This window comes from Mesorhizobium sp. WSM4311 (genome assembly GCF_002295115.1).
Classification (GTDB): domain Bacteria; phylum Pseudomonadota; class Alphaproteobacteria; order Rhizobiales; family Rhizobiaceae; genus Mesorhizobium.
On record NZ_NSFV01000003.1, the window covers coordinates 105,673 to 126,332 of the forward strand.

A 20,660-nucleotide genomic window follows, 5' to 3' on the forward strand; every position below is an offset into this window, starting at 1 on the left:
GGACCGCGCCGGTCTCTGGCTCTATCGCAATAGCGGTGACGTCATGCTTTTGACGTCCCCCTTCATGGGAGCCGGCGCTTGAGCTTGCGCTTGAACAGTTTCGTCCTCGCGTTGACGCTCGCCCTTGCCGGCTGTGCCGGCCAGAACACGCATGATCTGCTCAACAAGACGAATGTGTCGGTGCCAGCCTCCGACATCGCGGCCACGCACGAAATTTTCGTCGCTACAACCCGCCAGCAGGCGACCAAGGATCCGCGGCAGGTGTTCGACGGCGATCGCTCGTTGACCACCAGCTACGCCCGTGTCGACGTCACCGTGCCGAAGGTCCACCAGATCGGCGCCATCGAGCGGGCCAAGGGCTCGGCCAACTCGATCCCGGCAAAGCAATTCACCGCCACCAATGTCGTCCACTATGGCGATGCCTCGCAATTCGCCAAGGCGGTCGGCGCCAACATTGCCGTGCGCGGGGATCGCGCACTGGTGTTCGTGCACGGCTTCAACAATGGCTTCGACGACGGCATTTACCGGCTGACGCAGATCGCCCACGACACGAAATATCCCGGCACGCCGGTGCTGTTCTCATGGGCGTCGAGCGCCAAGACGACGGGCTATATCTACGACAAGGACAGCGCCAGCGCCGCCCGCGACGATCTCGAGGCGACGCTCAGAATGCTCGCCAAGACACGGGTCAAGAGCATCGACATCATCGCCCATTCGATGGGAACCTGGCTGACCATGGAGGCGCTGCGCCAGCTCGCCATCACCGGCGACCGCGATCTCGGCGGCAAACTCGGCTATGTCGTGCTGGCGTCGCCCGACATCGATGTCGACGTGTTCAAAAAGCAGATGATCCGATACGGCAAGCCGGACAAGCCGTTTGCCGTGCTGCTGTCCGGCGATGACCGTGCGCTCAAATTGTCTTCACTTATCTCCGGCGACAAGCCGCGTGTCGGCGACTATGGCAATGCGGCCGATCTCGCCAGCTATGGCGTGTCGGTGGTCGACCTGACCAAAATCAAGGGCGGCGACGGTGGCCTCAACCACGCGAAATTCGCCGACAATCCCATCCTGGTGCAGTTGCTCGGCGATCGCCTGCGCACCCCTGCTGGCCTGGCCTCCGACGAACCCGATCCGGCGCAGCTCAACAATCTCGGCCAAGGCCTCGGCAAGGCCGTCGGTTCGGTCGCCGAGGTCGTCATAACCACGCCGTTCAAGGTGCTGACCATCGTCACCGGCGGGTGAGCCAATCACCCGCGTCGGAGGTTGGTCTAGACGAACAGGTTGACCTTCTGGAACGTCGTCACGTCGATCAGGCCGACGTCGGAAATCCTCAACTCCGGAATGACCACCAGCGCCAGCAGCGAGTGCTGCATGTAGGCGTTGTTCAGGGAGCAGCCCATCTTGCGCATCGCCTCGGTCAGTTTCTCGGCCTTGGCGGCGACGATCTCGGCGCGCTCGTCCGACATCAGGCCCGCGATCGGCATTTCGACAAGCGCCAGTTCCTTGCCCTTCGAGAACAGCACGACGCCGCCGCCGACTTGGCCCAGCCGGTTGACCGCCAGCGCCATGTCCTGCTTGTTGGTGCCGACGCAGATGATGTGATGGGCGTCATGCGCCACGCTCGAGGCCATGGCGCAATCGCCCATATAGCCGAAGCCGGAGACGAATGCGTTGGTGACGCCGCCCGTGCCCCTGTGCCGCTCGACCAGCGCGATCTGGCAGACGTCGTTGCGGCGGTCCATGGCGACCAGCCCGTCCTCGACCGGCAGATCGGCCTCCAGGGCCCGCGTCGGCGCCTGGTTCTCGATGACGCCGATGACGCGCACCCGCACCTCGTTGGCGCCCTTGGGAGCCGTGATGTCGAAATCGCCGGCCCTGAGCTTCTTGCCCAGCTTGACGGTGTTCTTCGCCGTCTTCGGGTAATCATAGGCCGGAATGTCGATGTCGAGCTTGCCACCCTTGGCCAGCCTGACGCCGCGCGCATAAACCTCATCGATGGTCATTGCGGCGAGGTCGGAGACAATCAGCAGATCGGCCAACCGGCCCGGTGCGATCGAACCGATTTCGCGTTCCAGCCTGAAATGCTGGGCAGTGTTGATCGTCGCCATCTGGATCGCCGTCACCGGCTTCAGCCCCTGTTGGATGGCGTGGCGCACCACCCGGTCCATGTGGCCTTCATGCACCAGCGTGCCGGAATGGCTGTCGTCAGTGCACAGGATGAAGTTGCGCGGATCGATGCCGCCTTCGGTCACCGCCTTGATCTGCAAGGCGACATCGTACCAGGCCGAGCCCAGCCGCAGCATCGCCTTCATGCCCTGGCGGACACGGGCGATGGCATCTTCCGCGCGCGTGCCTTCGTGATCGTCCTCGGGTCCGCCGGCGACATAGCCGTGGAACGGCAAGCCCAGGTCGCGCGAGGCATAGTGGCCGCCAACCGTCTTGCCAGCCTTGACCGTCGCGGCGATCTCGCCCGACATGACGGGATCGTTGGCGGCGACGCCCGGAAAATTCATCACTTCGCCGAGGCCGATGATGTTTTCCCAGGTCATGGCCTCGGCAACGTCGGCAACCGTCAGCTCGGCGCCGGCATGCTCCAGCCCCGGTGCCGACGGCACGCAGGACGGCATCTGCACATGCACGTTGATGGGCATCACCACCGCCTCGTCATGCATCAGCCGCACGCCCGGCAAGCCCAGCACATTGGCGATCTCGTGCGGGTCGATGAACATCGACGTGGTGCCGTGCGGGATGACGGCACGGCAGAACTCGGTCACCGTCACCATGCCGCTTTCGACATGCATGTGCGCGTCGCAGAGGCCGGGCACCAGGTAGCGCCCGCCGGCATCGACCACCTTGGTGCCCTGGCCGATGGCGTGGCTGGCATTCGGCCCGCAATAGGCGAAGCGGCCGCCGGCAATGGCGATGTCGGTGCCGGCGATGATCTCGCCGGAGTGAACGTTGACCCAGCGGCCGTTGCGGATGACGAGATCGGCGGGCTTGCGGCCCGTGGCGACGTCGACCAGATGCGTCGCCATCTCGGTCCAGGGTTTTGGTTTCGTCGCATGCGCCGCCGGCTTCTTTGCCATGAAGGGACTCCTGTTTGGGCGACTGTGCCAAGCCTGCCTGGTTTTGACCAGCGCCAAACGGCGGACCGGCCCGTCCAACCTTCACAAAGGCTGTTCAGCCGCGACCTCGACCGTGACTTTCGCACCGCCGGCCGAAATCCGTTCCGCCAGGCGCTGGAGTTCGCCCGGGGCGAAGGTGCCGCTGAGCATTACCTCGCCGCCGAGGATGGGTTCGACCAGGCGCGGCGACGCCACCACGGTACCGTCGACGCTGAGATCGACCACCTTCCCGACATTCGCCCTGGTGAAGTCGCCGAACGCCTTCGCGCTGTCCGGCGTCATCTTCAGGTTGAGCGCCCGCTGTCCCGACGCTTGATCGGATACGACCGCTGCCTTGGCGATGGCGAGCGTCAATGGCTCGGCCATGGCGAGACCGCAGGTGAACAGTATGATGGCCGTTCCAGTGATAAGACGAGCCAGGCTGTTCATCCGGATTTTTCCCTGCAAGACGGCCATTTTGCACGCTGGCATTCCCCCGGCAATGCCGGCTGTCCTCGGCTTAAAGCCTGTGCCTCGGCGAGCGACACACGGCCACAGCCGGAAATTGGATTCCGTTTTGCCGTAAATCGGTCTACCTTGGCTCTCAAGATTTTTCCGGCTCTTCATCCGGGGAGTTCGAATGTATCGCCTTGTCGTCGCAAGTGCCGGTCTGCTTGCCGTCCTGTCGATGCCGGCTTTCGCAGCCGACGCGACGGTCGATGTGCCGATGACCGCGCCCGGCTTCGACTGGACAGGATACTATGCCGGCCTGCAGGCGGGCTATGGCTGGGGCCAGTCCGACATCTCAGGAACGGAAGGCGAGCCGTTTTCCGTCTCGCCCGACATAAAGGGCGGTTTCATCGGCGGGCACGTCGCCGGGCTGTGGCAGTTCGACCAGGCGGTGATCGGCGCTGAGGCCGACCTCAACTATTCCTCGGTCGACGGCACGGCGGAAGCCGAACCCGGAAACAATTTCGGCGCCGACATCAAATGGTTCGGATCGGTCAACGCCAAGGCCGGATACGCTATGGATCGTGTGCTGGTCTATGGCATAGGCGGTATCGCCTTCGCCGGGGTCGAAACCTCGCAATCAGCGGGCTCAGCCTTCTCCGAGACACGGGCGAATATCGGCTGGACCGTGGGCGCCGGCGTCGACTACGCGCTGACCGACAAATTCGTCGTCGGCGCCCAGTATCGCTACTACGATTTCGGTTCCGAGCACTATGACGGGTCCAGCGACTTCGTCGGTCGCGACCAGGATACCAAACTGAACACCGTGGGCATCAATCTCAGCTACAAGTTCTGAGCCCCGCCGGCATCGATCGGCGAGCGACAGCTGTGACGTGATCAGCAAAGTCGATGAGGGGCGGCCGGCGCCCCCAGTGGGCGGGGGAATGGGTTGGGCCTGGTAGACGCCGGCCTCGGCGGATCAAGTCCGCCGTGCAAACACCCTACCCATTGCGCGCGGCGCGCTAAATTCCGCGATCACACCAGTATCGCCATGCCATCACCTCTGGGGTGTGTGTTCAGCATGGCCAACAACACGACTTGACGGCCTGTGTCTGGCATCTGAAAAGAGCGGGCCTGCGGACGTGGCGGAATTGGTAGACGCAAGGGACTTAAAATCCCTCGATCTCTGATCGTACGGGTTCGATTCCCGTCGTCCGCACCACCCTTCGCTGTTCGAGCTTCGGGTGGCAGGCCACCCACAGCTCGGCCCCGTCAGACTGCCCGCGCGGGCTAGCCGCCGCATATGCCGCGTGAGCTGTTGATCCGATAAGTCTTCGACGTCATCCTCGAAGTGATTTCAAGCGGGCGCCGGATTTCCCAGCGCCGGATCGCAGGCGGCATGTCTTTTGTTGCCGACGACGTCGCTACAGTCGCATCAGTCGGCAATTCCATCGCCATTATGCCCGTGATTGGGCGGTACGGTGCCGAAGCAGCGGTTCTCACGCCGCCTTTCGAGCGGGCCAACAGCCGCCTGCGCATTCGCAATGCTATTCGGAACGGGCAATGACAATAACAATAGATAGAAACGCCAGTTGGCGCGACATCGCACGCGTGAGCGAAGGCGAATCCCTGGCGCTCAGCCGGGCAGCGTGGGAGAGGATCGCCTTCGCGAACCAGATCGTGGCGGCCATCGTCGACAAAGGCATCCGCGCCTATGGCGTCAATACCGGGGTCGGCGCCTTGGCAAGCAAGATCGTGGCGCCTGCCCTGCAAAAGAAACTGTCGCGCAATATCATTCGCAGTCACGCCTGCGGCGTAGGCGACCTTGTGCCGAGACGCGGCGTGCGCGCCATCATTGCCGCTCAAGTGGCAAATTTCGCCCATGGCCATTCGGGCGTGAGCCCTGCGATCGTCCGCAATTTGCTCACCTTTATCGAGCGCGACTGCGTTCCCGACGTGCCGTCCCGGGGATCGGCCGGATATTTGACGCACAACGCGCATGTAGCACTGGTCCTGATCGGCGAAGGCAATGCAACCGTGGCAGGCCGCTCCATGAGCGGGCTCGAGGCCCTGGCTGAAATGGGTCTCGAGCCATTGGAGCTTGGCGCCAAGGAGGGCTTGAGCCTCGTCAACGGCACCGCATGCGCAACAGGCCTGACAAGCATCGCCGTGCTGCGCGCGGAGCGTTTGTTGGGATGGGCTGACGCGGCGGCGGCTTTGACGCTTGAAGCCGCAGGCGCGCAAATGCCGGCTTTTGGCGAGGCAATCCTGGCAATGAGGCCCTCACCCGGCATTCAGGACGTGGGCAAATCGCTACGTGGCTGGCTTCATGGCAGCGAACTTATCGCGCTGGCACACGGCAGTCGCACGCAAGACGCACTCAGTCTTCGCGCCGTGCCCCATGTTCACGGCGCCGCCCGGGAGGTGCTGGACCGGTCCGCGGGGCTTGTCGACCGCGAATTGGCTGCCGTCACCGACAATCCGGCGGTATTCGGGTCTTTGAACGATCCTCAGGTCGTTTCGGAGGCACATGCGGTAGCGCCCGCCCTCGGGCAGGCTGCTGACGGCCTGACCATCGCCTTGGCTCAGGTGGCTGGAATGAGTGAGCGTCGGATCGATCGTCTCGTCAATCCACTTGTCAACAATTTGCCGGCCTTCCTCGCCGACGAGGACGGAGCCAATTCCGGCTTCATGATCGCCCAATACACGGCCACATCGCTCAGCAACGTCAATCGCCGTTTGGCCGCCCCGGCGGCGACCGACGGTGGCGTCACATCCGGCCTGCAAGAGGATTTTCTGGCTCATCCAACCGTCGCGGCCAACAAGCTGCTGGCGGTTATCGACAACGCCGAATACATTCTGGCGATCGAGCTCATGGCAGCCGCGCAGGCCCATGATTTTCTGGCCGTGCGCGGTGCACGCGCGCCTGGTACCGATGCCATCTACCAAATGGTGCGGGGCAATATCGCACACTATTCCGACGATCGGCCTCTGTCCCGGGACATGGAAGCCTTGCGCAACTTTATTCGCGAAATGGACGTGCCAGCCTGTCCGCGGCACAGTTCGTAAGGCAAATGCTCGGTCAGCTTCGAGCGGCCAGGCCTTCATCGGGTTCAGCTTCAGACGCTGGATCAGGATAATCGCCTTGGCATCGGTCGTCGGCTATGCCGGCCTGCTCCGTCGAGCGGCATTGTCCAGGACCCCGATGTCCTCGCCCTCTTCCGGGCAACCGCATCGAGACCGGCCGGCGGCATTCGTTTTAGCAGCGGTGAAACAAAGGATGCATTTCCGCGTTGAGGGTCGTCAAAACGCGGGCGATTTTTGAAAATGGATCCGGCAACTGCGGCAGTGATGGTCTTGCTCCAGTGCAGCCCGGTTGAGGGTTCTGTCTGCAAACCCGTCGATATGGCGCCAACCATGTATGCGTCGCTCGACTTATGCATGGCTTCGCTGAAGGACAGGCTGGCAAGCGCTCCGAACGGCGAAACCGTTGGCCGGTGTCGCCTCGTCGATACGACCGTCACAGATGGCTTGCCGGTTGGCTATACAAGGGTTTTTGTGACTCGCGGGCTGGGCGACGACGCCATCACCAGCAGCTACGTCGTACAGCGCGAGCGTTAGCGCCTCGTTCCCGCTGCCCTAAGGCGGGCGTCTGCCCTGTTTGCTAGATGCGCGTAGCGCCAGTCTCCTGGCCGCCGGAATGTGGCACCGGCGGTCGCTGATCGGCGCTTTGCTCATGGCCCGGCCCAGAGCCCACCTCGATGATTCCGACCAGCGCGCGAACAAACTCAACCATATCGTTTGCCGTGATGGCTGCCCTGTCGGGATCTTGCCCGATGTGCTCGGCGGCCGCGCAACATGACAGGCGGATGTGATCGTAGTGGGAATCCCTTTCATCCTCCGGCAACATCGCCAGTTTCATGGCCCGGCGATAAATCAGCCGCAGTAATTGTTCGAGAGCGGCTCCGACACTCATGCGTTCTACTCCGCATTGGTCTAGCGTTCCGGCGCTCGAGGGCGCATGTCGGAACGTCGATGGGAGGTATTTCCATCCCTGTGCCAAAGGCTGCATTATAGCCATTAATATATCGTATATTGCTAATATACGATGCCCCGAAGCGTCTTTCGGCCTCCATGATATCGTGACGCCCCAGCCTGACGCCGACGGCGCGTGAGGCGGAGCCTAGCCGGGGCGGCGCGGACCGAGCGACCCATCGAGCGCGTTTGCTTCGGCCAACTTGGTCACCGCTCGCTCGACTTTCTCCGCCGCGGCATCGGTGCGCTTGATATCCCGGATAATTCGCTGCGTCAGAAGCGCGTATCTGGCAGCGCGATATACCTCACCGCCTCTCGCGGTTTCGTGGTGAAATGTCGCCATCATCATGGGGAACCGCCAAAAATTATTGGCGGATCAATCTTTGTCAGGCGCTCCCTGGCCTCGATCAGCCGCCGCCGCGCGGTCCTGATCCGGCTGCAAAGCGCGATATTGATTCCGACGCCGCAGTCCTCGTCCAGCATTTCTTCCGCGCGTTCCAGAGCGAGTTCCGCGCGGTTGACGCGCTGTCTGGCCTTGGCCAGTTCCATATTGAAAAGCTCAACCATTGCTCCGCTTCCGTTGCGGTCCCTTCGAGAGTTAAACCGTCGCTGATCGCTTTTGTTCCGTGATGCGAGGATGGAGCCAATCCATGCCGGAACGTCGGTCAAGCCTTCATCGGGTTCAGCTTCAGATGCTGGATCAGGATAATCGTCTTGGCATCGACGATGCGGCCGTCGGCGATGCCGGCCAGCGCTTCGTCGAGCGGCATTTCCAGAACCTCGATGTCCTCGCCCTCCTCCGGCGCGCCGCCGCCGGCGGAGATGCGGTCGGCGGGCGAATAGCGGGCAACGAAGAACCACAGCCGCTCGGTCACGCTGCCCGGGCTCATATAAGGCGAAAACAACCGCTCTACGTCCTTCAGCCGGTAGCCGAGTTCTTCCTCCGCCTCCTTGCGGATGGCGGTCTCAGGATCGTTTTCGTCGAGCAGCCCGGCACAGGCCTCGATCAGCGGTTCGCGGTGGCCGGTGACATAGGCGGGATAGCGGAACTGGCGCACCAGAAGCACCGTCGAACGCTGGGGGTCGTAGGGCAGGATCACCGCGCCGTCGCCGCGATCATAGGTCTGGCGGACCTGCGTCTCCCACTGCCCGTCGCGCCGGCGATAGTCGAGCACGGTCTTTTTCAGCACCGCCCAGTCGTCGGAAAGGACCTCTTCCGAACGGATACGAATACGATCTTCCATTGGATACCTCGGTATTTGCCGCCGGGCGCAGGCGTAGCCGCGAACCGGCGCCGGCGCAATTGGGGCAGTGATTGGTCCAGCGTTTCACTCTCTCGTGTGTGGTATGGGAGAGTTCCATTGCCTAAATAGCGTTCCCTCTCCAGGAGCCCTCTTCATGACCGCATCGCTTTTTCAGCCGATCACCCTCGACGGCCTCACCTTCCCCAACCGCATCGCCGTGGCGCCGATGTGCCAGTATTCCGCCGAGGACGGGTCGGCCAGCGACTGGCATCTTTACCACTGGATGAACCTGGCCATGTCCGGCGCCGGAATGGTCACGGTGGAGATGACCGATGTCGAGCGGCGCGGGCGCATCACCCATGGTTGCCTCGGACTTTACTCCGACGACAACGCAGCCGCCGCGCGCCGCACACTGGATGCGGCACGACGCGTCGCCGCGCCGGGCACGAAATTCGGCACGCAGCTTGCGCATGCCGGCCGCAAGGCCTCGAACCGCAAGCCCTGGGAAGGCGGCGGGCCACTGCAGCCGAACGAAGACCCCTGGCAGACCGTCTCGGCCTCGGCCATCGCCTACGACACCGGCTGGAACGTGCCGCGCGCGCTCGATGAGGAAGAGATCCTGCAACTCATCGAGCGGTTCGCCCAAGCCGCCAGGCGGGCCGAACGCGCCGGCTTCGACTTCATCGAATTGCACGCAGCACATGGCTACCTGATCTTCCAGTTCCTGTCGCCGCTGTCCAACCAGCGCACCGACCGTTGGGGCGGCTCGCTGGAAAACCGGATGCGTCTGGTCGTCGAAATCGCCAGGGCGGTGAAGAAGGCGGTGCCGAAGCTGATGCTCGGCGCGCGGCTGTCGGTGAAGGACTGGGTCGACGGCGGCTTCGATGTCGAGGATGCGATCGAGGTGGCGAAGGCCCTGAAGGCCGAGGGTATCGCCTATCTCTGCTGCTCCAGCGGCGGCAATTCGCCGTTGCAGAAATTGCCCACCGGTCCCGGCTATCAGGTGCATCTGGCGGAGGCGGTGCGCAAGGGCGCCGGCATTCCGACCCGCGCGGTTGGCCTGATCGACGATCCCCAGCAGGCCGAGGCTGTTATCGCCGAGGGCCGTGCCGACATGGTCGCACTGGCGCGCGCCTTCCTCGCCGATCCGCGCTGGGGCTGGCGCGCGGCCGCCACATTCAAGGAAAAGATCCATCTGGCGCCGCAGCTCGCCCGCTCGGTAACGACGATGGAGCACTGGATGAAGGCGGCGGGCTGAACCGGCCCGCCCTCCTGACACAGGCGCGATCCCGCCCAGCCCGTTTTGCCACAGCCCGCTTCAAATCCGGCGGCAAACTGTTACGCTGGGGTGAGGGCTGCGGCGGGCGCGGCCGGGCTTGGGAGGAGATCATGTCGTTCAGGGCATTCTTGCCGGCTGCGATGCTTGTGACTGTCGCCGGCCCTTGGCTCGGCGCATCGACGCCGAGCGTGGCGCAATATTGCGAGGGGACGGTGCACGGCCTGTCCGGCCGCTACAATCTGGCGACCGGCAGCGGCTTTCTCGCCGTGCGGACACGGCCCAACTCGTCATCACGGATGATCGGCCAGCTGTTCAATGGAGACCACGTCGAGATTTTCGACCGGCGCGGCAACTGGTACAAGGTCGAAATCGGCGGGTCCACCGGCTGGGCGAACGCTCGCTGACTGCGCAACGACTGCGGTTACTGAGACGCCGAAACATGTCACCCAAAAAGCGCGTCGCAGAACGCGACGCGACTTTTGGGCGCAGGTTCCGGGCCACTTTTGCAACCAAATTGGCTGCTTTGCGTTGCGGCCATGATGGACAGCAAACCTTTTGAAACGCCGGTCGTGGTCGAACTCGGCCATGTCGGCAAATATCGCCATATCCGCAGCACCCAGGAAGCGGCGGAGTGCCTCATGACGGTGTGGCCGCTCAATCGCGGCCCGCGTCATCGTGATGCCCTCGACACTTGCCTCAAAGTGCTGGAAGGTTATCGTTCGACAGCGGACGCGCGACGGGCATTGATCGAGGCCGCCAGGGAATCGGAAGTGCTGGTGCCCGACGACAGGCTATCCGACGACCGGCTGCATTGAGCAGGCGGACCTTTCAACCGGAGGTTTTTATGGCGAAGCTGACTTACAAGATCGTCGAGCATGACGGCGGCTGGGCCTACAAGGTCGGTACGACCTTCTCGGAGACATTTCCCACCCATCAGGATGCCTTGCGCGCCGCCGAGATCGCCTCGGCCGAGCAGCAGGTGGCAGGCGCGACGGACGGCATCCAGTATGAGGACGCCGAGGGCAAATGGCACGAGGAACTGGCTGACGGTCGGGACCGGCCGCAGACCGAGGTTTCAGACTAGACTTTCCAAAGAAGAGAACTTGCCAGCAGACCAGAGACAGGGCGCCGACCGCGGACGTCAGGAGAGACGACGTCCTGCGGTCGACCGCTGCCCGGCGGCTGAACTATTTGCCGCAATACTGGTCGTTCACGTTGCCCTGAGCATTCGCATCAGGACCCGCTGTGCCGTATGCACACGGGCCGGCTGGACCAGAATTGCCAAGGCTGTCCAGCCCAGAGCGGTCGCCATTGATGCTTCCGGTCGTGTTCTGGTCGACGCCTGAGGACTCTTCGTTGCCGAACGGCCACCAGCTGTGACGGTTCGAATATGCGCCGTCGGACGATTGTGCCATCGCCGATGTGGTGAGACCGATCGTCAGAACCGATGCTGCAAGAAATTTCCTGTACATTGCATTACTCCGTGTCTTGGTCGCCTTGGGTGCGACACGGGGTAAACCCGGCGGTCAGCCGGTTGGTTCATTGAAATTGTCGTGAGGCTGTGGTGATGGAAATGTGCGGACCGCAATCCGCTCGATGAAGCCAATCACCCGCTTGGGCTCGGCGAACTGCGGCATATGGCCGACGCCGTCGACGGGTTCGAAATCGAGCCCTGCGATCTTGCCTTGCATCGGCTCGCCATGGATGCGGATGTCGATGACGAGGTCGGCCGTACCGAAGAGGATGCCGGCAGGCATGACAATCTCGCCATAGCGCTGTTCGATGCGGCCGAGATCCTGTTCGACGGCCACCACATCGGCTGATGTCGCCTGGAAATGGACTGGCCGCAGCCCGAGCCAGCCGCCGCCGTCAACCATGTAGTCCGCGGGAAAGACCTGCGGCGCGAAGATGAATTCCATTGTCGGCCGCGCATAGCGCAGGCTCAGGGGTATCGCCACAGTATAGGCCATCATCCAGCGCTGCAGGCGCGAGGGGATATAGAGCAGGTCAAATCCTTGCCGCGCCCTGTTTTCCAGATGCGTCAGCGGCGCCAGCAAGGCGATGCCCGAAATTGCCTCGGGATGTTCCACGGCCAGGGTCAACGTGACGGCGCCGCCCAGCGAGTGGCCCACCACCAGCGGCCTTTCCAGCGCCAATTTTTCGATGAAGCGGCGCACCAGGGCCGCCTGTTCAGGCAAGCGGCCGGTGGCACCGTTCGCGCGCGTCGAATAGCCCGATCCCGGACGATCGAGCGCGATCAGCCGATAGCCCGGGCCGAAATGTCCGAACAGGGTGTGCCGGAAGTGGTGGAGTTGCGCACCAAGCCCATGCAGGAAGACGATCGGCCGCCCCTCGCCGACATCGACATAGTGGATGCGGTTGCCGTCGATCTCGATGAATTTTCCGACCGGCGGCACCAACCTTTGCGCCTTCGCCGCGATCCATAGCGTCGCCAGCACCAGGCAGGCGATCCCCAGGACCGCCAGCAGGAACAGCAGGGCCAGCAGCCACGACAGGATCGATATCAGCATTGTTCATCCGGACCAGAACCCGTTTGAGCTTACCTGCATCCGGTCATGCTGCAACCTTGCATCGTCCAGGCACGGATGTTCACCGCCGAGGTGGCATTGCCGATAGCCACGCGCCGCGCTATTTCAGGCGACCCGTCCTGCCGGAGCCCTCCATGACCGAAATCGTTACCGCCGCCATGCTCGTCATCGGCGATGAGATTCTCTCCGGCCGCACCAAGGACAAGAACATCGGCCACCTCGCCGACATCATGACGGCCGTCGGCATCGACCTGAAGGAGGTGCGCATCGTTCCCGACGAGGAAGAGGAGATCGTCGCGGCGGTGAATGCCGTACGTGCGCGCTACACCTATGTGTTCACCACGGGCGGCATCGGCCCGACCCATGATGACATCACCGCCGATTCGATTGCCAAGGCGTTCGGCGTGCCCTGCGAATACGATGCCAAGGCCTATGCGCTGCTGGACGCAAGCTATGCGGCGCGCGGCATCGAATACACCGAGGCACGCAAGCGCATGGCGCGGATGCCGCGCGGTGCCGACCATATCGATAACCCGGTGTCGGTAGCGCCCGGCTTTCGCATCGGCAACGTCCACGTCATGGCCGGCGTGCCCTCGATCTTCCAGGCCATGCTCGACAATGTCGTGCCGACGCTGAAGACCGGCACGAAAATGCTGTCGGCGACGGTGCACTGTCCGTTCGGCGAAGGCCTTGTCGGCGGGCCGTTGGGTGAGATCCAGAAAGCGCATCCGGATACGATCATCGGCTCCTATCCAAAGTATGGCGACGGCAAGTTCTGGACCGAACTGGTCGTTCGCGCCCGCAGCCAGGAGGCCCTCAACGCCGCGCGCGCCGATGTCGAGGCAATGGTGGCGGGTTTCGTCGCCAAGGCGAGTTGAACCGGTTGTGGCCGGAACAAAGCATGGCGCGCCGGCGTTGCTTTCACGCGAGTTCGAACACTCGCCAGATTGAGGGATCACCATGCGCTTCAGGACCATCGTTGCCATTCTGCAGAACGAGCAGGACGCCGAGCGCGTGCTCGACTGCGCCATTCCGCTCGCCAACCGCTTCCAGAGCCACCTGATCGGCATTCATGCCGAGGCGCTTCCGGTGCCCTACACGTCGGCGACCGGCTTTCCCGATACCGAGTTCCTGCAGGTCTCGGCCGACATGAGCCGGGAGCGGGCCGACAAGCTGCAGGCCGTCTTCCTCAGGCGCATCGAGGATTCCGGCCTCTCCTTCGAGTGGCGCAGCCTGGAGAGCTTCTCCGGCGACAGCGCGTTGACCGGCATTTCAAGCGTGCGCGCCGCCGATCTTATCATTGCCGCCCAGCGCGAAACCGGCGGCGATCCGAGCGCCGATGTCGACACGCTGGTCTATGACGCCGGCCGGCCGGTGCTGGTGGTGCCGAGCGCGGGTCCGCTGGTCACCACGTTCAAACGCGTGCTGCTCGCCTGGAACGGCAGCAAGGAGGCCGCCCGCGCCGCCTTCGACGCCCTGCCCTTCATCATCGAGGCCGAGAAGACCGACATATTGGTCATCGATCCGCCCGATACGTTCGACGAAACCCCGGAGGCCGCCGGCGCCGAAATCGCGTCGGCGCTGTCACGCCACGGCGCCAATGTCAGCGTCTCGGTGCAGAAATCGGGCGGCACCTCGGTCGACGACATGATCCAGAACCGGGTCGCCGAAACCGGCGCCGATCTGCTGGTGCTTGGTGCCTACAGCCACTCCTGGCTGCGCCAGCTGCTGTTCGGCGGCGTGACGCGCACGGTGCTGCGCACGGCACAGGTGGCGGCCTTCCTGTCGCGATAAGTCCACAGCCATCGCGGTAAGCCACCCTTGCCAAGGCCGAGGCTTTCCAGTTAATTCCGCGCGCATTCCCCTGTTTTTGTGCGCGCGGTCCTCGCGTGCTGCGGAGTGCGCGAAAAATGTCCCTTCCCGAAAAAGCCTTCCCGGTCTCCTGGGACCAGTTCCATCGTGACGCTCGCGCGCTTTCCTGGCGGCTTTCCGGCGCCAACAAGGGGCAATGGAAGGCGATCGTCTGCATCACACGCGGTGGGCTGGTTCCGGCGGCGATCATCGCGCGCGAACTCGGCATCCGCATCATCGAGACGGTCTGCGTCGCCTCCTACCACGACTACACCAGCCAGGGGCAGTTGCAGGTGCTGAAGGAGATTACCCCCGCCCTGCTGGCCGACGACGGGGCCGGCGTGCTGATCATCGACGACCTGACCGACACCGGCAAGACCGCCGGCATCGTGCGCGCGATGATGCCCAAGGCGCATTTCGCCACCGTCTACGCCAAGCCGAAGGGCCGGCCGCTGGTCGATACTTTCGTCACCGAGGTCAGCCAGGATACCTGGATCTATTTCCCCTGGGACATGGGCTTCACCTACCAGAAGCCGATCGCCGACGACCACGCCGGCTGATTCGCGACACGCCGCTTTTTCCAACTAAGCCGCCACCGACGACAATATTTGCTTCCGTGGATGGCTCCCCGGGGCAGGATATCCTGTGAAATCGACCTCTGTTGGCGGGAATCGGCCAGCCTGATCAAAGTTTTTACTTTTATTGGTCAGAATTAGCCGTAAGATTCGTAAGGCGGCAAACGATTCTGGAGGCTGGGGCTAGCTTCTCCGATGTTGACAAGGCCAACGACGCACAACCATCTGGCCGAAAGGGTCCGGCGACTCTTCGGCACCGCTCCGTGCCGTCTGCAGGTTGCCGCGCTGCCCTGGCGCGACAGCGGGAATGGCGTCGAGATCATGCTGATCACCAGCCGCGACACGGGCCGCTGGGTGTTGCCGAAGGGCTGGCCGGAAGCCAAGGAGCCGCTCTGCGAGGCGGCGGCGCGCGAGGCAGGCGAGGAAGCCGGATTGCGCGGAACCGTCTCGCATCTCGAAGCCGGCCGCTACTTCTATGCCAAGGTTCTGGCTTCGGGTGAAGAAGTGCCCTGCGAGGTGCTGGTGTTTCCGCTGCACGTCGACAAGATCGCCGACCGCTGGAAGGAAAAGCACTCCCGCACCCGCAAATGGGTCAATTCCAGCGAAGCCGTACGCATGATCAATGAGCCGGACCTTTGCCAGATCATCGCCTATTTCTGCGCCGACCCGCACAGATTCTCCTAGCGGACCTCCGCCTTCTCCATATTCACAACCCTGTGATGTGACGGGCATGAAAGGTTTGCTAATCCTTCTTCGCTAAGAATCGACCAATCTGGCGTTTGATCGATGGCGAATCCTGTAGACCCACTTCAGCAGCATACCGGCGAGCCCGAGCGCGAGCACCGTCCGCGCGTGCTCAAGGGTGGAACCGTCATCACCGGGATTCAAAACTCGGAAATCGCCGTGATGCTGCGCAACCAGCATGCGGGCGGCGCCGAATTAAAAATACCGCTCGAGGCGCGGGTGCCCGATCATTTCCTGCTTTATGTGCCGCTCGACGGAGTCGCCTATCGCTGCGAGGTCCGCTGGCGCCGCAACGACCGGGTCGGCGTACAGTTCACCGGCACCGAGCCGAAGCCGAAGCTGCATTACGGCTGATATCTGGCATATCGGCCCGACAGGTTTTTCGAGGCGGCCAGATTGCTCACGACCGACGCCTCCCGGCGGTCAAAGTGCACAGATCCACCGCTCGAAACGGCAATCGCCGCGGCGCATTTCTATCCCCGTTATCCACATGTGTGACACACAAGATGTTGGGGTCACAAAAGCTACGCAAACGAATCCTTGACGGCGCAAAACGAGTCGCCTTTTATAGGCCATGTGCTCCTGTTGAGAGCGCGACCGGAAAGTTCTGAGCCCGGTCTTTTTCCCGGATTATGTGCGTTTTTGCCCGCATTTCCGCCCGTTTACGAGGCCGGCGGAAGCGTTGGGATTGTGGGGTGGCGGGGCGACGAAAGGGAGAATTGTCGGACTGGAATAAATTGTCTGTTAATACTATATTTAGTGTTTGCAGGTAGGTTCGACGCTAGATAGTGTGAATTTCCCTCGAGTGAGGGAATCGAAAAAATCAGATTTGAGGGACCCGCAGGGTTCGCCGGCGCGTTGTGACAGAGGCTTCACGAGAAGCCCAGGCCGCAAGTGCTGGGGGAGATCGCGGAATGGAGAGCCGGCCGTTTTCGAACGCCGGCAGACGGCGGACATGCGCGTTTCGCATCAGGGGGAGAAATCCCTGGGGAAAAGCGCTATATATAGACAAAAGGACCGAACCAATGCGCATCGAGCGTCGCTTCACCAAGCAAGGGCAATCGGCTTATGCGGAGATCGAATTCCGCAAGGCGCTTTCCGAGATCAAGAATCCGGATGGCTCGGTGGTGTTCCGCCTCGACAACATCGATGTGCCGGCGCAGTTCTCCCAGGTCGCCGCCGATATCCTGGCGCAGAAATATTTCCGCAAGGCCGGCGTGCCCGCGCGGCTGAAGAAGGTCGAGGAGAACGACGTCCCCTCCTTCCTGTGGCGCTCCGTCGCCGACGAAGCCGAACTGGTCAAGCTGCCGGAAGCCGAGCGCTACGGTTCCGAGATCGACGCCCGCCAGGTCTTCGACCGGCTGGCCGGCACCTGGACCTACTGGGGCTGGAAGGGCGGCTACTTCAAGTCGGAGGAAGACGCGCGCGCTTTCCGCGACGAGCTCGCCTATATGCTGGCCACCCAGCGCGTCGCGCCGAATTCGCCGCAATGGTTCAACACTGGGTTGCACTGGGCATACGGCATTGACGGTCCGAGCCAGGGCCACTTCTATGTCGACCCCTTCACTGGCAAGCTGACCAAGTCGAAGTCCTCCTACGAGCACCCGCAGCCGCATGCCTGCTTCATCCAGGGCGTTCAGGATGACCTCGTCAACGAGGGCGGCATCATGGATTTGTGGGTGCGCGAGGCGCGCCTGTTCAAATATGGCTCGGGCACCGGTTCGAACTTCTCGCTGCTGCGCGGCGAAGGCGAAAAGCTGTCGGGCGGCGGCCGCTCGTCCGGCCTGATGAGCTTCCTCAAGATCGGCGACCGCGCTGCGGGCGCCATCAAGTCGGGCGGCACAACGCGCCGCGCGGCGAAAATGGTCATCGTCGACGCCGACCACCCCGATATCGAGGAATTCATCGACTGGAAGGTCAATGAAGAGCAGAAGGTCGCCTCGCTGGTGACCGGCTCCAAGATCGTCAAGAAGCATCTCGAAGCCATCATGAAGGCCTGCGTCAATTGCGAAGGCAATGGCGAGGACTGCTTCGATCCGGCCATCAACACGGCCCTGAAGCGCGAGATCAAGGCAGCCAAGAAGTCGGCGGTGCCGGAGAATTACATCTACCGCGTCATCCAGTTCGCCAAGCAGGGCTACACCTCGATGTCGTTCAAGACCTACGACACCGACTGGGATTCGGATGCCTACCTGACCGTTTCGGGCCAGAACTCCAACAATTCGGTGTCGCTGAAGGACAATTTCCTGCGCGCCGTCGAGGACGATGCCGACTGGCACCTGACCGCCCGCAAGGACGGCAAGGTCTTGAAGACGCTGAAGGCCAGGGACCTGTGGGAAAAGATCGGCTATGCCGCCTGGGCGTCGGCGGATCCGGGCCTGCATTTCAACACGACGATGAACGACTGGCACACCTGCGCTTCGGCCGGTGCGATCCGGGCCTCCAACCCGTGCTCGGAATACATGTTCCTCGACGACACGGCCTGCAACCTCGCATCGATCAACCTGCTGCCCTACCGCAACGCCGACGGCACGATCGACATCGCCGCCTACGAGCATACCGTGCGTCTGTGGACCATCGTGCTGGAAATCTCGGTGATGATGGCGCAGTTCCCGTCGAAGGAGATCGCCAAGCTCTCCTACGAATACCGCACTCTCGGCCTCGGCTATGCCAATATTGGCGGCCTGCTGATGACCTCGGGCATTCCCTATGATTCCGACGAGGGCCGCGCCATCTGCGCCGCGCTCACCGCGATCATGACTGGTGTGGCTTATTCGACATCGGCGGAAATGGCCTCCGAACTCGGCGCCTTCCCCGACTATGACCGCAACGCCCAGAACATGCTGCGCGTCATGCGCAACCATCGCCGCGCTGCCTATGGCGACAAGGACGGCTATGAGAAGCTCGCCGTCAATCCGGTGCCGCTGGTCGCCTCCGACCTCAAGCAGCAGGCGCTTGCCGAACATGCGAAAGCCGCCTGGGACCGCGCCATCGAGCTCGGCGAGGAGCATGGCTACCGCAATGCACAGGCAACTGTGATCGCGCCGACCGGCACGATCGGCCTGGTCATGGATTGCGACACCACCGGCATCGAGCCCGACTTCGCGCTGGTGAAGTTCAAGAAGCTCGCCGGCGGCGGCTATTTCAAGATCATCAACCGCGCCGTGCCGGAAGCGCTGCGCACGCTCGGCTATTCCGAGAGCCAGATCGCCGAGATCGAGGCCTATGCGGTCGGCCACGGCAATCTCAACCAGGCGCCCGGCATCAACCCCGGCTCGCTCAAGGCCAAGGGTTTCAGCGACGACAAGATCGCCGCGCTCAATGCGGCGCTGAAGTCGGCCTTCGACATCAAGTTCGTCTTCAACCAGTGGACGCTCGGTGCCGACTGGGTGAAGGAGACTTTTGGGTTCACCGACGAGCAGCTCAACGACTTCTCGTTCGAGATGCTGCCGGCGATGGGCTTCTCCAGGAAGGACATCGAGGCCGCCAACATCCATGTCTGCGGTGCCATGACGCTGGAAGGAGCGCCTTTCCTCAAGGCCGAACACCTCGCCGTGTTCGACTGCGCCAGCCCCTGCGGCAAGATCGGCAAGCGCTCGCTGTCGATCAACAGCCACATCCAGATGATGGCGGCCGCACAGCCCTTCATCTCCGGCGCCATCTCCAAGACCATCAACATGCCCAACGATGCGACGGTTGAGGACGCCAAGGGCGCCTACATGCTGTCGTGGAAGCTGGCGCTGAAGGCCAACGCGCTCTACCGCGACGGCTCGAAGCTGTCGCAGCCGCTCAACGCCTCGCTGCTCGCCGATGGCGAGGAGGATGAGGACGAAGCCGTCGAGCAACTGATCGCGTCCCCGCAGGCGGCGCGCGCGGCGCAGATCACCGAGCGGATCGTCGAGCGCATCATCGAGCGCGTGTCGCGTGAGCAGGAAAAGCTGCCCGGCCGCCGCAAGGGTTACACCCAGAAGGCCAAGATCGGTGGCAACACCATCTTCCTGCGCACCGGCGAATATGATGATGGCCGCCTCGGCGAGATCTTCATCGACATGAACAAGGAAGGCGCCACGCTGCGTGGCCTTCTCAACAACTTCGCCATCGCCATTTCGCTCGGCCTGCAATACGGCGTGCCGCTCGACGAATATGTGCACGCCTTCACCTTCACCAAGTTCGAGCCGGCCGGCATGGTCATCGGCAACGATGCCATCAAGAGCGCGACGTCGATCCTCGACTACGTGTTCCGCGAACTGGCCATCTCCTATCTCGGCCGCAACGACCTCGCCCATGTCGACCAGTCGGACTTCTCCAACACCGCACTTGGCCGCGGCATCAGCGAAGGCAAGACCGACGCCGTTTCCAAGGGCCTGACCCGCGGTTCGCCGGTGAAGCTGGTGTCGAGGGCGATCGGCAACGAGCCGAAGGGCTTTGCCGGCGGCTCGACCGGCACCCCTGCCCGCTCGGCGCCCACCGCCTTCTCCGGCTCCAACGTGCTGGCCCTGAAGCCGGCCAGCGACGAGGCGATCGCCTACAAGCGCGACTATGAGGAGCGGGCCAAGGAACTGGCCGAGGACATCGCCTTCGAGGAAGCGGCGGGCTCTGCTTCGGTAGCCTCGGACGCGACGGCGGCGCTGTTCACCGATGCGGCTGCGAACGAAGCCGCCGAAGCGAAGAAACTCGCCGCCGACCGCCGCGCCAAGTCACTGCTGCAAGGCTACACCGGCAATTCCTGCTCCGAATGCCAGAATTTCACGATGGTGCGGAACGGGACCTGTGAGAAGTGCGACACGTGCGGCGCGACGAGCGGGTGCAGCTGAGGAAGGTCTAGGTCG

The 20,660-nt window shown here is 63.0% G+C and carries 23 protein-coding genes and 1 tRNA gene; 16 read left to right on the plus strand and 8 right to left on the minus strand.

From position 1 onward, the window contains the following. Positions 1 to 78: 78 nt before the first annotated feature. Positions 79 to 1,242 (plus strand): alpha/beta hydrolase, encoded by a 1,164-nt coding sequence (locus CK226_RS07715; protein WP_095770299.1) that lies wholly within the window; start codon positions 79 to 81, stop codon positions 1,240 to 1,242. 26 nt (positions 1,243 to 1,268) lie between these two features. Here the strand turns inward: CK226_RS07715 and ade are convergent, their stop codons facing one another. After that, entirely contained in the window at positions 1,269 to 3,086 is a 1,818-nt protein-coding gene (gene ade, locus CK226_RS07720; RefSeq protein WP_095791517.1) for an adenine deaminase, read from the minus strand. A gap of 81 nt (positions 3,087 to 3,167) precedes the next feature. Next, on the minus strand, positions 3,168 to 3,554 hold the full coding sequence (locus tag CK226_RS07725) for a hypothetical protein (RefSeq protein ID WP_095791832.1): 387 nt from the start codon (positions 3,552 to 3,554) through the stop codon (positions 3,168 to 3,170). 190 nt (positions 3,555 to 3,744) lie between these two features. On the opposite strand from CK226_RS07725, the gene CK226_RS07730 reads away from it, so the two are divergent. From CK226_RS07730 to CK226_RS07745, 5 genes are all read left to right on the plus strand, one after another. Further along, a complete protein-coding gene (locus CK226_RS07730) occupies positions 3,745 to 4,410 on the plus strand; it encodes an outer membrane protein (RefSeq protein WP_095770301.1) in 666 nt (221 codons plus the stop codon). A gap of 280 nt (positions 4,411 to 4,690) precedes the next feature. Then, positions 4,691 to 4,776, plus strand: a tRNA-Leu gene (locus tag CK226_RS07735). Positions 4,777 to 4,953: 177 nt separating this feature from the next. Beyond that, positions 4,954 to 5,121: a hypothetical protein gene (locus CK226_RS35335; RefSeq protein ID WP_210202229.1), complete on the plus strand. Its 168-nt coding sequence runs from the start codon at positions 4,954 to 4,956 to the stop codon at positions 5,119 to 5,121. Next, entirely contained in the window at positions 5,118 to 6,623 is a 1,506-nt protein-coding gene (gene hutH / locus CK226_RS07740; protein WP_095791518.1) for a histidine ammonia-lyase, read from the plus strand. Before CK226_RS35335 ends, hutH begins: the two co-directional genes overlap by 4 nt. A gap of 336 nt (positions 6,624 to 6,959) precedes the next feature. After that, the gene (locus CK226_RS07745; protein WP_245437690.1) at positions 6,960 to 7,175 is read left to right on the plus strand and encodes a hypothetical protein; all 216 of its coding nucleotides are present in this window, start codon (positions 6,960 to 6,962) and stop codon (positions 7,173 to 7,175) included. Between the two features lie 43 nt (positions 7,176 to 7,218). Here the strand turns inward: CK226_RS07745 and CK226_RS07750 are convergent, their stop codons facing one another. From CK226_RS07750 to CK226_RS07765, 4 genes are all read right to left on the minus strand, one after another. After that, on the minus strand, positions 7,219 to 7,530 hold the full coding sequence (locus CK226_RS07750; RefSeq protein WP_142887612.1) for a hypothetical protein: 312 nt from the start codon (positions 7,528 to 7,530) through the stop codon (positions 7,219 to 7,221). Between the two features lie 207 nt (positions 7,531 to 7,737). Further along, positions 7,738 to 7,938 carry a hypothetical protein gene (locus CK226_RS07755; protein ID WP_095791520.1) on the minus strand — a complete coding sequence of 67 codons (201 nt, stop codon included), beginning with the start codon at positions 7,936 to 7,938 and terminating at the stop codon, positions 7,738 to 7,740. Further along, positions 7,935 to 8,156: a hypothetical protein gene (locus CK226_RS07760; protein ID WP_095770303.1), complete on the minus strand. Its 222-nt coding sequence runs from the start codon at positions 8,154 to 8,156 to the stop codon at positions 7,935 to 7,937. The genes CK226_RS07755 and CK226_RS07760 overlap by 4 nt, the downstream gene beginning before the upstream one ends. A gap of 98 nt (positions 8,157 to 8,254) precedes the next feature. Then, on the minus strand, positions 8,255 to 8,833 hold the full coding sequence (locus tag CK226_RS07765) for an NUDIX domain-containing protein (RefSeq protein ID WP_019857853.1): 579 nt from the start codon (positions 8,831 to 8,833) through the stop codon (positions 8,255 to 8,257). A gap of 154 nt (positions 8,834 to 8,987) precedes the next feature. Between CK226_RS07765 and CK226_RS07770 the strand changes: the two genes are divergently transcribed. From CK226_RS07770 to CK226_RS07785, 4 genes are all read left to right on the plus strand, one after another. Next, positions 8,988 to 10,091: an NADH:flavin oxidoreductase/NADH oxidase gene (locus CK226_RS07770; protein ID WP_095791521.1), complete on the plus strand. Its 1,104-nt coding sequence runs from the start codon at positions 8,988 to 8,990 to the stop codon at positions 10,089 to 10,091. 131 nt (positions 10,092 to 10,222) lie between these two features. Further along, positions 10,223 to 10,516, plus strand: a complete 294-nt coding sequence (locus CK226_RS07775; protein WP_095791522.1) for an SH3 domain-containing protein — start codon at positions 10,223 to 10,225, stop codon at positions 10,514 to 10,516. A gap of 132 nt (positions 10,517 to 10,648) precedes the next feature. Further along, positions 10,649 to 10,927 carry a DUF982 domain-containing protein gene (locus CK226_RS07780; RefSeq protein ID WP_095770306.1) on the plus strand — a complete coding sequence of 93 codons (279 nt, stop codon included), beginning with the start codon at positions 10,649 to 10,651 and terminating at the stop codon, positions 10,925 to 10,927. A gap of 29 nt (positions 10,928 to 10,956) precedes the next feature. Then, the gene (locus CK226_RS07785; RefSeq protein WP_095770307.1) at positions 10,957 to 11,196 is read left to right on the plus strand and encodes a DUF2188 domain-containing protein; all 240 of its coding nucleotides are present in this window, start codon (positions 10,957 to 10,959) and stop codon (positions 11,194 to 11,196) included. A 103-nt stretch (positions 11,197 to 11,299) separates the two neighbouring features. Here the strand turns inward: CK226_RS07785 and CK226_RS07790 are convergent, their stop codons facing one another. Both CK226_RS07790 and CK226_RS07795 read right to left on the minus strand, forming a co-directional pair. Continuing rightward, complete coding sequence (locus tag CK226_RS07790) at positions 11,300 to 11,584, minus strand: hypothetical protein (protein ID WP_095770308.1); 285 nt, start codon at positions 11,582 to 11,584, stop codon at positions 11,300 to 11,302. A gap of 54 nt (positions 11,585 to 11,638) precedes the next feature. Next, positions 11,639 to 12,643: an alpha/beta hydrolase gene (locus tag CK226_RS07795; protein WP_095791523.1), complete on the minus strand. Its 1,005-nt coding sequence runs from the start codon at positions 12,641 to 12,643 to the stop codon at positions 11,639 to 11,641. A gap of 152 nt (positions 12,644 to 12,795) precedes the next feature. Here CK226_RS07795 and CK226_RS07800 point away from each other — a divergent pair, with 152 nt between their 5' ends. The 6 genes from CK226_RS07800 (at position 12,796) to CK226_RS07825 (ending at position 20,645) form a co-directional block, all read left to right on the plus strand. After that, the gene (locus CK226_RS07800) at positions 12,796 to 13,539 is read left to right on the plus strand and encodes a competence/damage-inducible protein A (protein ID WP_095791524.1); all 744 of its coding nucleotides are present in this window, start codon (positions 12,796 to 12,798) and stop codon (positions 13,537 to 13,539) included. An 82-nt stretch (positions 13,540 to 13,621) separates the two neighbouring features. Further along, entirely contained in the window at positions 13,622 to 14,455 is an 834-nt protein-coding gene (locus CK226_RS07805; protein ID WP_095770311.1) for a universal stress protein, read from the plus strand. A 116-nt stretch (positions 14,456 to 14,571) separates the two neighbouring features. Beyond that, a complete protein-coding gene (gene gpt, locus CK226_RS07810; RefSeq protein WP_095770312.1) occupies positions 14,572 to 15,072 on the plus strand; it encodes a xanthine phosphoribosyltransferase in 501 nt (166 codons plus the stop codon). A gap of 210 nt (positions 15,073 to 15,282) precedes the next feature. Further along, on the plus strand, positions 15,283 to 15,771 hold the full coding sequence (locus tag CK226_RS07815; protein WP_095791525.1) for an NUDIX hydrolase: 489 nt from the start codon (positions 15,283 to 15,285) through the stop codon (positions 15,769 to 15,771). Positions 15,772 to 15,873: 102 nt separating this feature from the next. Then, positions 15,874 to 16,185 (plus strand): PilZ domain-containing protein, encoded by a 312-nt coding sequence (locus CK226_RS07820; protein ID WP_095788144.1) that lies wholly within the window; start codon positions 15,874 to 15,876, stop codon positions 16,183 to 16,185. Between the two features lie 671 nt (positions 16,186 to 16,856). Beyond that, complete coding sequence (locus CK226_RS07825) at positions 16,857 to 20,645, plus strand: vitamin B12-dependent ribonucleotide reductase (protein ID WP_095791526.1); 3,789 nt, start codon at positions 16,857 to 16,859, stop codon at positions 20,643 to 20,645. The last annotated feature ends 15 nt before the right edge of the window (positions 20,646 to 20,660 follow it).

Bases quoted from the DNA above. Each gene is read 5' to 3' on its own strand.
- ade (WP_095791517.1), bottom strand. From the start codon at position 3,086: ATGGCAAAGAAGCCGGCGGCGCATGCGACGAAACCAAAACCCTGGACC.
- CK226_RS07725 (WP_095791832.1), bottom strand. From the start codon at position 3,554: ATGAACAGCCTGGCTCGTCTTATCACTGGAACGGCCATCATACTGTTC.
- CK226_RS07730 (WP_095770301.1), top strand. From the start codon at position 3,745: ATGTATCGCCTTGTCGTCGCAAGTGCCGGTCTGCTTGCCGTCCTGTCG.
- CK226_RS35335 (WP_210202229.1), top strand. From the start codon at position 4,954: ATGTCTTTTGTTGCCGACGACGTCGCTACAGTCGCATCAGTCGGCAAT.
- hutH (WP_095791518.1), top strand. From the start codon at position 5,118: ATGACAATAACAATAGATAGAAACGCCAGTTGGCGCGACATCGCACGC.
- CK226_RS07745 (WP_245437690.1), top strand. From the start codon at position 6,960: ATGGCGCCAACCATGTATGCGTCGCTCGACTTATGCATGGCTTCGCTG.
- CK226_RS07750 (WP_142887612.1), bottom strand. From the start codon at position 7,530: ATGAGTGTCGGAGCCGCTCTCGAACAATTACTGCGGCTGATTTATCGC.
- CK226_RS07755 (WP_095791520.1), bottom strand. From the start codon at position 7,938: ATGATGATGGCGACATTTCACCACGAAACCGCGAGAGGCGGTGAGGTA.
- CK226_RS07760 (WP_095770303.1), bottom strand. From the start codon at position 8,156: ATGGTTGAGCTTTTCAATATGGAACTGGCCAAGGCCAGACAGCGCGTC.
- CK226_RS07765 (WP_019857853.1), bottom strand. From the start codon at position 8,833: ATGGAAGATCGTATTCGTATCCGTTCGGAAGAGGTCCTTTCCGACGAC.
- CK226_RS07770 (WP_095791521.1), top strand. From the start codon at position 8,988: ATGACCGCATCGCTTTTTCAGCCGATCACCCTCGACGGCCTCACCTTC.
- CK226_RS07775 (WP_095791522.1), top strand. From the start codon at position 10,223: ATGTCGTTCAGGGCATTCTTGCCGGCTGCGATGCTTGTGACTGTCGCC.
- CK226_RS07780 (WP_095770306.1), top strand. From the start codon at position 10,649: ATGATGGACAGCAAACCTTTTGAAACGCCGGTCGTGGTCGAACTCGGC.
- CK226_RS07785 (WP_095770307.1), top strand. From the start codon at position 10,957: ATGGCGAAGCTGACTTACAAGATCGTCGAGCATGACGGCGGCTGGGCC.
- CK226_RS07790 (WP_095770308.1), bottom strand. From the start codon at position 11,584: ATGTACAGGAAATTTCTTGCAGCATCGGTTCTGACGATCGGTCTCACC.
- CK226_RS07795 (WP_095791523.1), bottom strand. From the start codon at position 12,643: ATGCTGATATCGATCCTGTCGTGGCTGCTGGCCCTGCTGTTCCTGCTG.
- CK226_RS07800 (WP_095791524.1), top strand. From the start codon at position 12,796: ATGACCGAAATCGTTACCGCCGCCATGCTCGTCATCGGCGATGAGATT.
- CK226_RS07805 (WP_095770311.1), top strand. From the start codon at position 13,622: ATGCGCTTCAGGACCATCGTTGCCATTCTGCAGAACGAGCAGGACGCC.
- gpt (WP_095770312.1), top strand. From the start codon at position 14,572: ATGTCCCTTCCCGAAAAAGCCTTCCCGGTCTCCTGGGACCAGTTCCAT.
- CK226_RS07815 (WP_095791525.1), top strand. From the start codon at position 15,283: ATGTTGACAAGGCCAACGACGCACAACCATCTGGCCGAAAGGGTCCGG.
- CK226_RS07820 (WP_095788144.1), top strand. From the start codon at position 15,874: ATGGCGAATCCTGTAGACCCACTTCAGCAGCATACCGGCGAGCCCGAG.
- CK226_RS07825 (WP_095791526.1), top strand. From the start codon at position 16,857: ATGCGCATCGAGCGTCGCTTCACCAAGCAAGGGCAATCGGCTTATGCG.